18 protein-coding genes are annotated in these 13,985 nt (G+C 68.1%); 4 read left to right on the top strand and 14 right to left on the bottom strand.

From position 1 onward, the window contains the following. The coding region (locus HY726_12450) for a Ku protein (protein MBI4609807.1) at positions 1 to 652 on the top strand (652 nt) is incomplete at its 5' end. Between the two features lie 64 nt (positions 653 to 716). Here HY726_12450 and HY726_12445 read toward each other — a convergent pair. From HY726_12445 to HY726_12435, 3 genes are read right to left on the bottom strand one after another with little or no spacing between them, the layout of a single operon-like run. Then, entirely contained in the window at positions 717 to 2,243 is a 1,527-nt protein-coding gene (locus HY726_12445; GenBank protein ID MBI4609806.1) for a tripartite tricarboxylate transporter permease, read from the bottom strand. 18 nt (positions 2,244 to 2,261) lie between these two features. After that, complete coding sequence (locus tag HY726_12440) at positions 2,262 to 2,717, bottom strand: tripartite tricarboxylate transporter TctB family protein (protein MBI4609805.1); 456 nt, start codon at positions 2,715 to 2,717, stop codon at positions 2,262 to 2,264. Positions 2,718 to 2,722: 5 nt separating this feature from the next. Then, positions 2,723 to 3,700 (bottom strand): tripartite tricarboxylate transporter substrate binding protein, encoded by a 978-nt coding sequence (locus tag HY726_12435; GenBank protein MBI4609804.1) that lies wholly within the window; start codon positions 3,698 to 3,700, stop codon positions 2,723 to 2,725. A 196-nt stretch (positions 3,701 to 3,896) separates the two neighbouring features. On the opposite strand from HY726_12435, the gene HY726_12430 reads away from it, so the two are divergent. Genes HY726_12430 through HY726_12420 form a run of 3 tightly spaced genes read left to right on the top strand, consistent with a single transcriptional unit; the run spans position 3,897 to position 5,532 of the window. After that, positions 3,897 to 4,517, top strand: a complete 621-nt coding sequence (locus HY726_12430; GenBank protein MBI4609803.1) for a CoA pyrophosphatase — start codon at positions 3,897 to 3,899, stop codon at positions 4,515 to 4,517. Positions 4,518 to 4,554: 37 nt separating this feature from the next. Continuing rightward, positions 4,555 to 4,905 (top strand): hypothetical protein, encoded by a 351-nt coding sequence (locus HY726_12425; protein ID MBI4609802.1) that lies wholly within the window; start codon positions 4,555 to 4,557, stop codon positions 4,903 to 4,905. A 9-nt stretch (positions 4,906 to 4,914) separates the two neighbouring features. Beyond that, positions 4,915 to 5,532: a TlpA family protein disulfide reductase gene (locus HY726_12420; protein ID MBI4609801.1), complete on the top strand. Its 618-nt coding sequence runs from the start codon at positions 4,915 to 4,917 to the stop codon at positions 5,530 to 5,532. A 6-nt stretch (positions 5,533 to 5,538) separates the two neighbouring features. Here the strand turns inward: HY726_12420 and HY726_12415 are convergent, their stop codons facing one another. From HY726_12415 to HY726_12365, 11 genes are all read right to left on the bottom strand, one after another. Continuing rightward, positions 5,539 to 6,507: a tripartite tricarboxylate transporter substrate binding protein gene (locus HY726_12415; GenBank protein MBI4609800.1), complete on the bottom strand. Its 969-nt coding sequence runs from the start codon at positions 6,505 to 6,507 to the stop codon at positions 5,539 to 5,541. Positions 6,508 to 6,565: 58 nt separating this feature from the next. After that, positions 6,566 to 7,234, bottom strand: coding sequence for a cyclase family protein (locus HY726_12410; GenBank protein ID MBI4609799.1), 669 nt, complete (start codon positions 7,232 to 7,234; stop codon positions 6,566 to 6,568). Continuing rightward, positions 7,218 to 7,727 (bottom strand): nucleoside deaminase, encoded by a 510-nt coding sequence (locus HY726_12405; protein ID MBI4609798.1) that lies wholly within the window; start codon positions 7,725 to 7,727, stop codon positions 7,218 to 7,220. The genes HY726_12410 and HY726_12405 overlap by 17 nt, the downstream gene beginning before the upstream one ends. Continuing rightward, positions 7,724 to 8,629 carry an NAD(P)-dependent oxidoreductase gene (locus tag HY726_12400; GenBank protein ID MBI4609797.1) on the bottom strand — a complete coding sequence of 302 codons (906 nt, stop codon included), beginning with the start codon at positions 8,627 to 8,629 and terminating at the stop codon, positions 7,724 to 7,726. The genes HY726_12405 and HY726_12400 overlap by 4 nt, the downstream gene beginning before the upstream one ends. 95 nt (positions 8,630 to 8,724) lie before the next feature. Then, positions 8,725 to 9,786, bottom strand: coding sequence for an LLM class flavin-dependent oxidoreductase (locus tag HY726_12395; GenBank protein ID MBI4609796.1), 1,062 nt, complete (start codon positions 9,784 to 9,786; stop codon positions 8,725 to 8,727). A 25-nt stretch (positions 9,787 to 9,811) separates the two neighbouring features. Beyond that, on the bottom strand, positions 9,812 to 10,504 hold the full coding sequence (locus tag HY726_12390) for an ABC transporter ATP-binding protein (GenBank protein ID MBI4609795.1): 693 nt from the start codon (positions 10,502 to 10,504) through the stop codon (positions 9,812 to 9,814). A gap of 99 nt (positions 10,505 to 10,603) precedes the next feature. Continuing rightward, positions 10,604 to 11,884, bottom strand: coding sequence for a pyruvate, phosphate dikinase (locus HY726_12385; GenBank protein MBI4609794.1), 1,281 nt, complete (start codon positions 11,882 to 11,884; stop codon positions 10,604 to 10,606). A 53-nt stretch (positions 11,885 to 11,937) separates the two neighbouring features. Beyond that, on the bottom strand, positions 11,938 to 12,318 hold the full coding sequence (locus HY726_12380; GenBank protein ID MBI4609793.1) for an aminopeptidase P family protein: 381 nt from the start codon (positions 12,316 to 12,318) through the stop codon (positions 11,938 to 11,940). 38 nt (positions 12,319 to 12,356) lie between these two features. Next, positions 12,357 to 12,905, bottom strand: coding sequence for a hypothetical protein (locus HY726_12375; GenBank protein MBI4609792.1), 549 nt, complete (start codon positions 12,903 to 12,905; stop codon positions 12,357 to 12,359). Further along, positions 12,902 to 13,495 carry a ComF family protein gene (locus tag HY726_12370; protein MBI4609791.1) on the bottom strand — a complete coding sequence of 198 codons (594 nt, stop codon included), beginning with the start codon at positions 13,493 to 13,495 and terminating at the stop codon, positions 12,902 to 12,904. Before HY726_12370 ends, HY726_12375 begins: the two co-directional genes overlap by 4 nt. Before the next feature lie 153 nt (positions 13,496 to 13,648). Next, positions 13,649 to 13,985 (bottom strand): M24 family metallopeptidase (locus tag HY726_12365; GenBank protein ID MBI4609790.1); only part of this gene is annotated, 337 nt, incomplete at its 5' end.

Here is a 13,985-nt window from a genome sequence, read left to right as displayed (position 1 = left end):
GCGCTTCACCGATGAGGAGCTGAAGTCACTGGAAGGAGAGGCCTCCAAGATCATCGACATCGCGGAGTTCGTGCCGCTCGCCAACGTGGATCCCATCTACTTCGAGAAGACCTACTACCTGGGGCCCGACAAGGGCGGCGAGAAGGCGTACCGGCTCCTCGCCGACGCGATGGCCAAGACCGACCGGGTCGCCCTCGCCAAGTTCGTCATGCGCGGCAAGGAGAGCCTGGTCCTGGTCCGACCCGCCCAGGGTGGGCTCATGCTCCATACGATGTACTTCGCCGACGAGGTCCGGGACTTCGGCGAGATCGACAAAGGTCAATCAGCCAAGATCAAGGAGGGCGAGCTCGAGCTGGCCCTCCGCCTGATCGACGAGCTGTCGAACGGAGACTTCAAGCCCGAGCAGTACCAGGACGAGTACCGGCTGCGCGTCCTGGACCTCGTGAACCTGAAGGTCGAGGGCAAGGAGATCACCGCCGTCGGGCCGCAGGTCCAGCGCGCCCAGGTGATCGACCTGATGGAGGCGTTGAAAGAGAGCCTCGCAAAGCGAGTCCCGCAGGAGAAGAAGCCCCCCGCCAAGGCGCCGCGGCGCGCCGAGGCAAAAGCCGCGGAGGCCATCCCCGCGAAGAAGGTCCAGGCCGTCAAGAAGTAAGGGAAAGCCGCGCAGTCGGTGCCTGGCCTCGGCTGGGAGCCGGACCCAGCACGCGTCGCGCGGTTCAGGCTCGATCCCGATCGCTGAGGTCCTCGCGACCCGCTACCGCCAGGAGCCGGCCGCTCACGTGTCGGAGGAGCGGTGTCAGGACAAGGGCGAGGGCGACGAGCAGCAGGCCGGCCGCGAGCGGCCGCCGGAGAAAGACGGCGAGGTCCCCCCTGGACATAATGAGCGACTGCCGCAGCGACGTCTCGAACACCGGGCCGAGCACCAGGGCGAGGACGAGGGGGGCGACCTCGAACCCACCCTTGCGCAGGACGTAGCCCAGCAGCCCGAACAGGATCATCACCCACACGTCGAAGACGCTGTAGTTGATGCTGTAGACGCCGACCAGGCAGAACAGGACGATCAGCGGGTGGAGGAAGCGGCCGGGGACCCGGAGGAGGCTCGCGAAGAGACCGACCAGCGGGAGGTTCAGGATCAGGAGCATGAAGTTGCCGATGTACATGCTGACGATCACGCCCCAGAAGAAGTCCGGCCGCTGCTCGATCAGCAGGGGGCCCGGCCGCACCCCGTGGATCATGAGCGCGCCCATCATGACCGCGGTCGCCGGCGCGAAGGGAATCCCCAGGGCGAGCAACGGCACCATCGCGCCCCCTGTGGCTGCGTTGTTGGCCGCCTCCGGGCCGGCCACGCCTTCGATGGCCCCGCGCCCGAAGCGCTCGGGGTGTCGCGAGACACGCTTCTCGACGGTGTAGGAGGTGAATGAGGCGAGCACGGTCGCGGGCCCGGGAAGGATCCCCACCGCGAAGCCGAGCACGGAGCCCCGCAGGATGGCCCCGATCGAGTCCTTCCAATCCTCCTGGCTCGGCCAGAGGTGCCTCAACTTGGTCCTGATCACCTCCTGGAGCGAAGCGCGTTCGACCGACACCAGCACCTCGGCGATCCCGAACAGCCCCATCGCGACGGGCACGAAGCCGATCCCCTCCCACAGCTCCGGCCGCCCGAAGGCGAACCGCCGGTAGCCCGACATCGGCTCGATCCCCACCGTCCCGAGGAGCAACCCGAACGCGGCCACCATCAGCGCCTTCAGCATCGACCCCTGCACGAGGTACGCGAGCAGCACGAACCCGAGGATCATGACGGCAGCATACTCGGCCGGACCGAACTTGAGCGCGAGCTGGGCGAACGGCGGCGCGAGGAGCATCAGCATCAAGATGCTGAAGGTGCCGGCCACGAAGGAACCGATTGCGGCCATCGCCAGCGCCGGGCCTGCCCGTCCCGCGCGCGCCATCTGATAGCCGTCGAGCGAGGTCACCACGGAGGCCGCTTCCCCCGGGACGTTGATCAGGATGGAGGTGGTGGAGCCCCCGTACATCGCGCCGTAGTAGATCCCCGCCAGCATGATCATCGCGGTCGTCGGATGCATTCCGAACGTGGCGGGGATCAGGAGAGACATGCCGGCGATCGGGCCGACGCCGGGGAGGACCCCGACCAGCGTGCCGATCAGGACTCCGACAAAGCAGTAGAAGAGGTTCCCGGGGCTGAGGGCGATCGCCAGTCCATTGGCCAGGTGGCTGAGGATGTCCACCGACTCATCGCCCCGCGGTTACCGCGCGATGATCCCTCCCGGCAGCGGCACCCCGAGCCACAGCCCGAAGAGCGCGTAGCTGGCGCCCGTGACCAGGGCCGAGAACGCTACCGCGGAAAGCCACCGCCGCTCGCCCAGGATCCAGAGCAGGGCGCCCAGGAGGAGAAAGGTGGTGACCAGATACCCGAGGGGCTCCAGCGCCAGCCCATAAAACAGGAGCCCGCCGACCATCCAGGCCACCTGATACCGGTTGAGCTCCCCGGTCTTCGGCGCGACAAACTTCCGCAACGGCAGGAACACGCTTGACATCAGGACGAGCGACATCGCCGCCAGCGCGGCACCCACCCAGAACGGCATGAATCCGGCACCCGGGTCCCGGATGCTTCCCATAGGCATCGCGCGCGCGCCGAAGCAGACGGCGAGGGCAAAGACGAACCCGATGCACCCGCTTGCGAGGTCGCCCCGGTGGAGCACGGCCGCTATTTCCTCTTGGGCAGGCCCAGCCTGCGGATCAACTCGCCGTTCCGCGCGTAGGTCTGGGCAAGCTTTCGCGCGGCGTCGTCCGGCCCCAGGTACTCCAGGTCGAAGACGAGCTTCTCCGCCGTCGCGGCGAACGCCGGATCCTCCATCGCCTTCTTGAACGCGTCATGGAGGGTCTTCATGATCTCGGGAGGCGTTCCTTTCGGGACCGCGATGATGTAGAAGTTCGGAACCTGGACGTCGTAGCCGATCTCCCTGAAGGTCGGGGCGTCCGGGAACTTCGGGTTCCGCCGCTCGTCGAAGACCCCCAGCACCCTCGCCTTCTTCGCCTCGACCTGGGCGATGATCTCGTTCGTGTTGTGAACCGACGCCTCGACATGGCCGCCGAGCATGCTCACCACGGCCGGCCCTCCACCTCCAGACGGAACCAGGGTGACATCGAGCTTGGCCACCATCTTCAGCTCCTCCATCCCGAGATGGTTGACCGTGCCCACGCCGGCATGGCTGATCTTCACCGTCCCGGGCTGCGCGCGGATGTGCGCGAGGAACTCCTGAACCGCCTTCCAGGGCGCGTCGGCCCGGACGCTCAGCACGCCAACGAACTTGGCGATGTGGATGACGGGCAGGTAATCTTTCTCCGTGTAGGGCAGATCAGCCAAGTGGGGCTGGGTGGTGAGTGGCCCGACCGGGCACACGCAGACCGTGTACCCATCCGCCCGGGCCTTCACCAGCTCGGTCACGGCGATCGTCCCCACCCCGCCGGTCTTGTTCAGGACGACGACGGGCTGGCCCAGGTACTTCTTCACCACTCCCTCCAGGGCCCGCGCGATCAGGTCGGTCGATCCCCCGGGGGGGAAGCCAACCAGCGCGGTGATGGGCTTCACGGGGAACTTCTCGGCGGGCAGCGCCTCGTCGGGCGGACTCAGCAGGACCGCAGCGATCACGGAAAGCAGAAGCACGACCGGATATCGGTTCATAGCCGCCTCCATCTGGTGGGCACCCTCATGCGGACAGGCCACCTCGCGCCGACGGTCGACGCGAATCGGCACGAGTGTAGACCGAGCATCTTTTCCCGTCAATGCGGCGGCCCGCGCCTTGACACCTCCACGACTACAGGCTAAGTTGAGCCGAGCGTTTGCCAGCAAGCGGCCCGGGATCACGGCGGGAGGATCCATGCACCTGTTCGATGACGCGTTGCGCGCGCGGGCGCGCGCCAACCTTGAGGCGTTCGAGCGACGGCTGGTCCCAGCCGACGGGCGACGCCTGGCCGCCGTGGCGGTCGTGCTCCTCCCGGACGAGAGCGGGCGCGCGTGCTTCCTGCTGACGCGTCGCGCGGCAACGCTCCGGGCTCACGCCACGCAGTGGGCGCTGCCCGGCGGCCGCATCGAAGACGGCGAGAGCCCCGGAGGCGCCGCCCTGCGCGAGCTCGACGAGGAGCTCGGTCTCGCCCTCGGCGCCGAGTCGGCGCTCGGGCTGCTCGACGACTACGGCACCCGCTCGGGCTTCATCATCACTCCGGTCGTGGTCTGGGGGCGACGCGACGTCGAGCTGGCGCCGAACCCCGCCGAGGTCTCGAGCGTCCACCGGGTCCCGCTCGACGAGCTCGAGGCACCCGGCGTACCCCGCTTCGTCACGATTCCCGAGAGCGACCGGCCCGTGATCCAGCTGCCGATCCTCGGCACGCTGCTCCACGCTCCGACCGCCGCCGTCATCTACCAGCTCCGCGAGGCCGTGGTCCACGGCCGACCCACCCGTGTCCACCACTTCGAGCAACCGGTCTGGGCCTGGCGCTGACTATCCCGGGACCCCGGCCGGCCCGTACGGAGGCGCCATGTTCACGCTCATCGACGCCGGACGCCCGGTGGAAGTGCCCGCGCGCATCCGGGACGGCCGCGTGCGCCTGACGGCGCAGGCGGTGGAGGAAGCGCTCGGGGTCAAGCCGGAGACGGCGGACGCGGGCGAGGTGGATCTCGCCGAGCTGGCCGAGGCCCTCGACCGCCCCCTCGCGGTCGACCTGGACGAGCGCGCCGTTTACCTGGGCGTCTCGGCGCGCCAGCGCGCCAGCGCTCTCGCGTCCCTCGAGGCGCCCGACTTTACGCTGCCCGATGTGGAGGGGCGCCTCCATTCCCTCTCGGCGCACCGCGGCACGAAGGTGCTGCTGGTCGTCTACGCGTCGTGGTGAGGGTGCCGTCTGGACCTGCCGGTCTGGCAGGCCACCTACGAGGAGCTGAAGGGCTTCGCCTTCACCGTGATCACGGTCGCGCTCGACAAGAGCCCCGAGGACGCACGCCGGTGGATCGAGGCCGCCCGGCCGACGCACCCGTCGCTGATCGACACGAAGCACGTCCTGGCCGACCTCTACAACATCGTGAACGTGCCCACGGTCCTCTGGATCGACGAGCGTGGACGGGTCGTGCGGCCCAACGACGTGGCCTTCGGGACCGACACCTTCCGTCACATCACCGGCCTCGAAGCGGCCAAGCACCTGACCGCGCTCAGGGCCTGGGTGCGGGGCGAGGCGCCGCCGCTGCCCGAGGCGCGGGTGCGCGCGCTCCAGGCGCGCCCGACGCCGGGAGATCAGCAGGCGCGCGCCGAGTTCGGCCTCGGGCAGTGGCTCTTCGAGCAGGGCCGGGCGGCCGCGGCGGAGCGGCACTTCGTGCGCGCCGGCGAGCTGGCGCCGCACGATTTCACGATCCGGCGCGGGACGATGCCCATGCGCGGGATCGACCCGATGGGCCCCCAGTTCCGCAAGATGCTCCAGGAGTGGACGGGAGCGGGCAGGTCCTACTACCGGCCGCTGCCGGACTGACGCCCTCTACCTGGTCTCGATCTTGCCGATCCGCTTGATGACGGCGGCGAGGGTGGTGGCGTCGCGGTCCCACCAGGCGCGGAACTCGTCGCCCTCCTGGTAGGCGATCGGCGTCTGGATTTTCTCCATCGCGCTCTTGAACTCCGGGTCCTGCACCGCTTGGCGTGCGGCATCCCTGAGCACCTTCACCACGTTCGCCGGCACGTTCTTCGGCGCGAAGAGGCCCGCCCAGAGGTAGTACTCGATGTCGTAGCCCACCTCTCGCATCGTCGGCACATCGGGGAACGCGGCGAGCCGCTGGCCCCCCCACGTGGCGAGGGCCCGGAGCTTGCCGGCCCGCAGGTGCGGGACGGCGAGCGCGGGCGGGGACGCCCACATGGCGGCGTGACCGCCGAGGACCGCAGTCATCGCCGGGGCGCCGCCGGTCGTTGGCAGGTGACGCATCCGGAGCCCCGCGGCGTGGAGGACCATCTCCATCGGCACGTGCGAGGCGCCGTACACCCCCGAGGAGGAGTAGGTGATCTCGCCCGGCCGCCGCTTCGCGTCCTCGACCACCTCCTTCACGCTCTTCCACGGCTGATCGGCCCCGACGACGAGGATCGGGGGATCGGCGTTGAGCCGGGCGATTCCGACGAACTGATCGCGCGTGAAGGCGGGGGTCCGCCCGAACAGCGCGTCCACCTCCGGGATCGTCGAGATGCTGACGAGGCCGAGCAGCAACGTGTAGCCGTCCGGCTTGGCCACCGCCACCGACTGCATCCCCACCGCGCCCGCCGCGCCGGCCTTGTTGGCGACGACGACCGGCTGCTTCAGCACGCGTTCGAGGGCCGGCGCGAGGGGGCGCGCCGAGAGATCGGCGATGCCGCCGGGCGGGAACGGTACCACGATCGTGATCGGCCGGGTCGGGTACGGCTCCTGAGCCGCCGGTCCGGCTCCCTGCACCGCTGCCGCGACCAGAACGCTCGCCACCAGCATCACGCCGAACTGTTTGCGGGTCATAGCGACCTCCATCGTTTCAGTGCTCCCGCTCCCCTCACTCAACCGCGGCGAAGAAACGGGCGGGGGCGCCCTCGGTCCCGGCGATCTTGTAGAACGGGGCGTAGAAGGCGACGCGGCGCGGCGGGAGCGCCCCCAGGTTGGTCAGCCCCTCCATGATCACGATCCCGGCCCCCAGGATGACCCGGTGCATCGGGAAGTCCTCGGAGCTGAAGTCGGGGAGGCGCGCGCAGTACTCCTCGAAGAAGTCGAAGCCGATAGACTTCGGCCCCTTGGCCACGAGCCACTCCGCCGACTCGGGCGGGAAGAACGGCGACTGGGTGAAGTAGTCGGGCCAGATCCCGTACATCTTGTCGGTCCAGTCGGTCCGGAGGAGGACGATGTCGCCCTTCCGAACCCGGTCACCGCCGGCGCCCTTGAGATCGTCGATCGTGATGGCGTGGTTCGCCCCGATGGAGGAGAGGTCGAGGACCACGGCGTCGCCCGTGACCTGCTCCAGGCCGATCTCGGCCGTGGTGATCCCGTCTTTGAACACGTGGAGCGGCGAGTCGATGTGGGCTCCGGTGTGGAGGCTCTGCCGGACGCTCGAGACCTGCCAGAAGCCCGGGCCGCGCCGGTGGGGCGTGATCTCGACCCGGAGGTTGGTCGAGGGCGGGCTCAGCGTGCTCGCGTCCACGGTCACCGAGAGATCAATCAGCTCTGCCATGGATTCCTCCCGGGCGCGGATACCCCGCCCACCCCGGCCAGTCGCGGTAGATCGCGTCGCACTCCGCAGCCATCACGCCGCTCACGATGTTCAGCTTGAATCCTGTCAGGGCGACGAGCCGGTCCACGGTGTAGTCGCGAAGGTCGAACAGGCCGTTCGAGAGCTGGCGGATCGAGGTGTAGCGCGTGCCGATGACGAGCGTGTCGATCCCCGCCCAGAGAATCGCCCCGCAACACATGGGACACGGCTCGCAGGTGGTGTAGACGATGCAGCCGGCAAGGCGTGAGTCGCTCAGGTTCTTCGCTGCGTCCCGAATGGCGAGGGTCTCGGCGTGGGCGGTAGGGTCCTTGGTGGAGTTGACCAGGTTCCGTCCCCTCCCGATGACTTCGCCGTGGCGGACAACGACGGAGCCGAACGGGCGCTCGCCCGCCCGAAGGCCGCCCCGCGCCTCCTCGACGGCCAGAGCCATGAACCGGTCATGGTCGCCCGTCATTTCGATCTCCCCGTCTGGCCACCGCCTTCCATTCCCGCCAGCAGCTCGAGCGTCGTGACCATCGCCGCCAGATCCTCGCCGCCCCGGCCCGCCGCGACTGTGGCTGTCGCAAGCTGCTGGGCGATGCTCGTCAGCGGGAGCGCGACGCCGAGGCGCCGGCCCTCCTCGAGCATGAGCTTGAAGTCCTTCAGGAACAGCTCGAGCTTCATCTGGGGCTCGAAGCGGTGGCTCGCCATAAGGGGCCCGCGGACGTCCAGCATCCTGGAGCCCGCCGCGCTGTCGCGCAGCAGATCGACCAGCTGGGCCGGGTCGAGGCCGCCCTTGGCCCCCAGGACCAGCGCCTCGGCGAGAGCCGCCGTGTTGAGGGCGACCAGGAGGTTCGTCGCGAGCTTCGCGAGCGAGGCCATACCGACCGCCCCCACGTAGGCGGTCCGCCGCGCAATCGCGTCAAAGACCGGGCGGCACGCCTCGACCCGTCCCGGCTCGCCCCCGACGAAGATCGTGCAGTCGCCGCGCGCCACCATCCCGCTGGTCCCGCTCATGGGCGCGTCGAGGAACCCAAGCCCCTTGGCCTGGGCGGCCTCGCCGAGGCGACGGGTCAGCTCGGGCGAGATCGTACTCATCTGGATCAGCGTGGCGTCGCGAGGCGCCGTCTCCACGAGGCCGGCCGGGCCGCTGACCACCGTCTCCACGCTCTCCAGCGACGGCAGGATCGTGAAGACCGCTTCCGCCCCCACCGCCGCCTCGGCGATGCTCGTCCCGGCTTTGAGTCCCTGGGGGCGAAGCGCTTGCACCTGCTCAGGGCGTGTGTCAAAGCCCGTCACCTCAAAGCCGCCTTTGAGCAGGCGCGAGGCGACAGCCGTCCCCAGCAGCCCTACACCGATGATGCCGATCCTCCGCATGCTCGCCTCCCTTCGTCTCCCCTTCTAGCGCGAGCTTCGCTCGCGCAACCCCTGGGGGAGGCCTCGGAGGGGGCCGTCGAGGCCCCCTCCGATTTTTATCGGAACCGGGGCATGACCTCCCGTGCGAACAACTCCATCGAGCGCCGGACCTTGTCCTGGGGGAGGCCGCCGAAGTTCATCCAGCAGAGGACCTGGCCGACCCCGGCCTGCCGCATCTCCTCGATCTTCCGGGCGACGGTCTCCGGAGAGCCGAAGGCCACGGTCTCTGCCACCAGGCCCTCCCACGTGGTGTTGGCGAGCCGCTCGGCCATCGCACGGAAGGCGGGCTGCAGCGCCGGGTCGGCGTCCTCGATGCGCTCGGGAAGGACGAACTTCTTGAACGCCTCCAGGTACCAGAGTTCCGCCTCCTTCGCCTCGACGAGGGCGTAGGCGTCGCTGGGCGCCACGTAGATATGACGCGAGACGCCCCAGTCGGTGAGAAGCCCGGTGATCTCCTCCTGGCTCCGCCCGGCGCTCTTGAGCGTCTTGACGTAGATGTCCCGGTCCGTGACGAGCCGGTCGACGGAGCCGTAGACGAGCGAGTTGAGCATCGGCCAGCCACGCAGCGCCGTGTGCTCGATGCTCTCGGGTGAGACGCAGACCTGATAGAGCGGGGGGTGAGGACGCTGGAGGGGCTTCGGGATCACGCGGACCTCGTGGATCTGGAAAAAACGCCCCTCGTAGCTGAAGCGCTCTTTGGTCCACGCGTTGATCATGATCTCGATCGTCTCGTCGAAGCGCTCGCGGCTCTCGATCTGCGGGATCCGATAGCCCGCGAACTCCGTCGGCCGGTTCCCCCGGCCCATGCCGACGTCGAGGCGGCCGTCGGACAGGATGTCGGCGAGCGCGACCTGCTCGGCGAGGCGGACGGGATCGTGGAAGGGTAGGATCGCCGCGGCGAGCCCGATCCGGATGCGGCGCGTCCGCATGGCCGCGGCCGCCGCGAGCATCAATGGGTCGACCGCGAGGCCGTAGTCGATGAAGTGGTGTTCAGTCAGCCACACCTCGTCGAACCCGAGCTCCTCGGTCCACTCCATCTGCCTGAGCTCGCGGTGGATGATGTCGGCGTGGTCCTGGCCAGGTGGTGCCTGGAAGAAGTAGAAGGTTCCGAATCGCACTCTCGACTCCTTTGGGCGTTTCGAGCTAGAGCCCCAGATACCGCGCCTTGATCTCCTCGTTCTGCCAGAGGGCCTGAGGCGAGCTGGAGTGGACGATCCGGCCGCGGGAGAGGATGTGGACGTCGTCGGCGACCCCGAGGGCGAGCGGCAGATTCTGCTCGACCAGGAGGATCGAGAGCCCCCGCGCCTTCAGGTCGCCGATGGCACGGCCGACCTCGCGTACGAGAAGCGGCGCCAATCCCTCGGTGGGCTCGTCCATCAGCAGAAGCTCCGGGTTCGTCATGAGCGCGCGGGCGATCGCCAGCATCTGCTGCTCGCCGCCCGAGAGCTTCCCCGCCCGGTGCTCGGCGCGCTCTCTCAAGCGCGGGAAGAGGTCCATCACGCGCTCGGTCGTCCACGCCCGGCTGTTACCGCGCGTGGCGACCATGAGGTTCTCCATCACTGTGAGCGACGGGAAGACGCGGCGGCCCTGGGGAACCAGGCCCATCCCGAGCGCGACCGCCCGGTAGGAGGGCCACCTGGTGATGTCCTGGCCCTTGAACACCACCTGCCCCTGGCGGGGCGGGGTGAACCCGATGATCGACCGGATCAGCGTCGTCTTCCCCATCCCGTTCCGCCCGAGGATCCCCACCACCTGCCCCTTGTCCACCCGGAGCGAGACCCCTTGGAGGACGTAGCTGTCGCCGTAGTACGTGTGAATGTCCCGAACCTCTAGCATGCCAGTCTCAACCGTAGAGCTCTGGTTTGACGCAGTTCGGCGGCCGCCGCCGTTGGATGACGGCGACAGTATGCTCGACAACGAAGATCCGGGCGCGCATCAGCTCACCCAGCGTACCACGCCGGCAACCCCGTCCACCGCGACTATCGCCCCCTCGGGGATGCGGCGGGTGGCGCCGGCCACGCCGAGGACGGTGGGAATCGCGCGCTCGCGGGCCAGGGCCGCCAGGTGCGACGTGCTGCCCCCCAGTTCGGCCACCACGCCTGCCACCCATGGCAGGACAGCGGTCAATGCCGGGCCCGCCACCTGGGTCACCAGTACCTCGCCCGGCTCCACGTGCTCGAGGTCATGCTCGCTCAGCACGATGCGGGCAGGGCCCGAACCCCAGCCCACCCCCGCCGGCTGGCCGCGCAAGCCGGGATGGCGGAGCCATAGCTCGTCGGGCGCCTGACGCGGCTCCACCCGGAGCGGCCGCGCCTGGAGGATCTGGAGGCCCTCGGCGCCGAGCGCCCACTCTACTTCGACCGGGCGGCGGAGGACCGCCTCAGCCGCCAGGACCATGCCCGCCAATTCCCGCACCTGGCCGGCGTCGAGACACGGAGCCTCCACCAGCTCACGGGCGACCGCCCGGGGACGCAGCCCGGCTTCCGCGGAGACCAGTACGAGGCGGTCCTTCCGGCCTGGCTCCACCTCCGCCAGCGCGCCGTCGCGTCGCACCACGAAACGGTCGGGCACTACCTCGCCCTGGGCGACCGCCGAACCCAGGCCCCAGGTGCCGGTGAGCAGGACATCGCCGTCCGCCGTACGGCTCAGCGCGCCCCCCGCCGCGCGCGCCTCCACGAGGTGCTGCACCAGGACCGCCATCGCCGTTTGCGCCGGATCGACGCCGTGTACCTCCATGTAGCGGAGCGCGCGCGTGGCCCAGAGCGCCGCCCAGCAGGCGCGTACGGCCGTCACCAGCTCGGCCTCGGTGGCGATCCCGAAGAAACTGTCGAACTGGCCGGCGAAGGACGCGGTCGGCGTGTCCTCGAGCAGCGCTGAGGAGCGCACCGCGGCCAGGCTCGCCGGCCGGCTCATCAGGCGGCGCCACGCTGCCGCGAGTGCTGTGGACACCGTCGGCTCGAGCGGCGCACGCTGGAACCCGAGCTTGACGTCGAGCGCACGGCGCCTCAGGTCGACACCCTCCCCGTGGGCGAGGCCAGAAGCCCTTACCTCGACGCCTGCCGCCCGCAGCTGGGCGCGGTACGCCTCGGCGGTGAGGCAGAACCCGTCTGGGACGGGCAGCCCGGCGCGTTTGAGCCGGGCGAGAGTAGCCGCCTTCGGCCCGACGCGGTCCGGCGTCGCCCGCGCGGCGTCCGTCAAGGGGATCGCGAGATCCACGGGATCGCTCACTCCTCGGTTGCGATCACCAGGCGCAGGACACGCCCGGGGCATCAGTCGACGACCGTGATCTGCTCCACGGGGAAGTTCGAGATGATCTCGATGCCGTTGTTGTGGACGATCAGCATCTCCTCGATCCGCACCCCCCACTCGTACTTCTTGCCGTGCTGGGTCTCCAGCGCGAAGACCATGCCGGGCTTGATCTCGAGCGGGTGATCGAGGGACCAGATGCGCGAGATGACCGGCTGGTCATACTGGGCCAGTCCGAGGCCGTGGCCCCACAGGTTGGCGGCCGCCTGGTCCTCCTCCTCGTACCCCCAGGCCTCCTTCGCCGAGGGCCACTTGAGCGCGATGTCCCGGGTGGTGGCCCCGGGGCGCACGGCGTGGATGGAGTCGTAGAGCCACTTGAGCGCGGTGGCGTAGTAGTCTTTCAATTTCCCGTCACTCGGTTATCCGTCAGGTCCGGTATCCCTCACAGCAAAGTCGCCTGTCTTGCGCCCGACCGCACGTCTCGAAACAACGCGGCATGCGAGACCTTCTGCCGCACATCCTTTTCACATTCGGCGACGAGTTGCTCCCAGTCAGCACTGTCTTTTAGGGTAGAGAATTTCTTGGTCGGCACAGTGTATACCACGGCCTTTTTATGTTGGCGCAGTAGGCGAGCTATGTTGGTAAGAGTACCCGCACTTCTACCATCCCAGATCATAAATCCGACAGACGCCTCCTGAGCCATCTGCTGATCCTTCGCTGCGTAGAAGTCGAAATCTTTCCTGCCTTGAGCCGCAGGCACAGCCCTGATTGGCCAGTTACCGAGGTTATTGCGGCATTGTCCCCCTGAACAGAACACCTCGACCCTCTCGTAGCCCCGACTCTGAAGATACTTCTGGATCGCCTTGTCGGCGCCGTTCGCATCCCCCAATAGCACTACGAGACCTTGCTCGATGATGCGGTCTAGGCGGCGCCGCACCTCGATATTGAGGCGGGATACTCGTCGAGATCCTCCCACAAAGACCTTGGTCATACCTTGCTCCGCGTACGAGTGATGGCGAGAGCATATACATCAACGACGCGACCCTGATCGTAGAGGGCCGCCGTTATGGCGTTCATGGTCGCTCCCGAACGGTACAGGTCATCGAAAAGCAGAACCTTCTGACCCGCAACGAGCGCTGGCGCGACCGTATGAGCACCTTCGAGTAGACGAAGCCTCTCATCGTAGTCGTAAACGTTCTTGAGCTCAGGTGTCTCCTTCGCGTGGATGACCGCATTCGGCTCAACGGGAATCCCGACTTGCTTGCCGAGTGCTTCCGCGATGGTGCGCACGGGCTGCTGAGGTCTTCCTGACCGGGACGGCGGAACCGGAACGATTACGGTTGCGCCAGGATTCCAGGATTGGACGAACCGGGCGACGGTAAGAACAAGCTCCTCAAGCGCAGAGTTGTCCAAACGATACTTTAGACGGTATAGCAGTTCACCGACGTCGCTCCGTTTGGTGTCAAACATCGGATGTCCGTACTCGTCTTCTCCAAGGTACGTACTGCTAAGGGTATGATAATCGAGCACGAATCCCTCGCGCCACCGTCCCGGGATTCGCATCGGCCTGATGTTCGCCACTACCGATCTCCGACCCGTGATTTTCGACCGGCCTAACCGGATTTAGATGGGCTCACCCTCGTGAGTCCTAGCCGCAGGGCCTGGCAAATGAGCCCGAGACGGGGCGCCTCGAGCACCGCCGCGCGGGTCGTCTCTGCCATCGGGGCGAGTGCATCAGACGACGACCGTGATCTGCTCCACGGGGAAGTTCGAGATGATCTCGGTCCGGTCCTCATGGACGATCAGCATCTCCTCGATCCGCACCCCCCACTCGTACTTCTTGCCGTGCTGGGTCTCGAGCGCGAAGACCTTGCCGGGCTTGATCTCGAGCGGGTGATCGAGTGACCAGATGCGGGAAATGACGGGCTGGTCATACTGGGCCAGTCCCAGGCCGTGACCCCACAGGTTGGCGGCCGCCAGGTCCTCCTCCTCGTACCCCCAGGCCTCCTTCGCCGAGGGCCATTTGAGCGCGATGTCCCGGGTGGTGGCCCCGGGGCGCACGGCGTGGATG

It is taken from the genome of Candidatus Rokuibacteriota bacterium, assembly GCA_016209385.1.
GTDB lineage: Bacteria > Methylomirabilota > Methylomirabilia > Rokubacteriales > CSP1-6 > JACQWB01.
The sequence above is the reverse complement of the archived record's forward strand: the minus strand, read 5'-3'. Positions and strand labels throughout refer to the sequence as shown.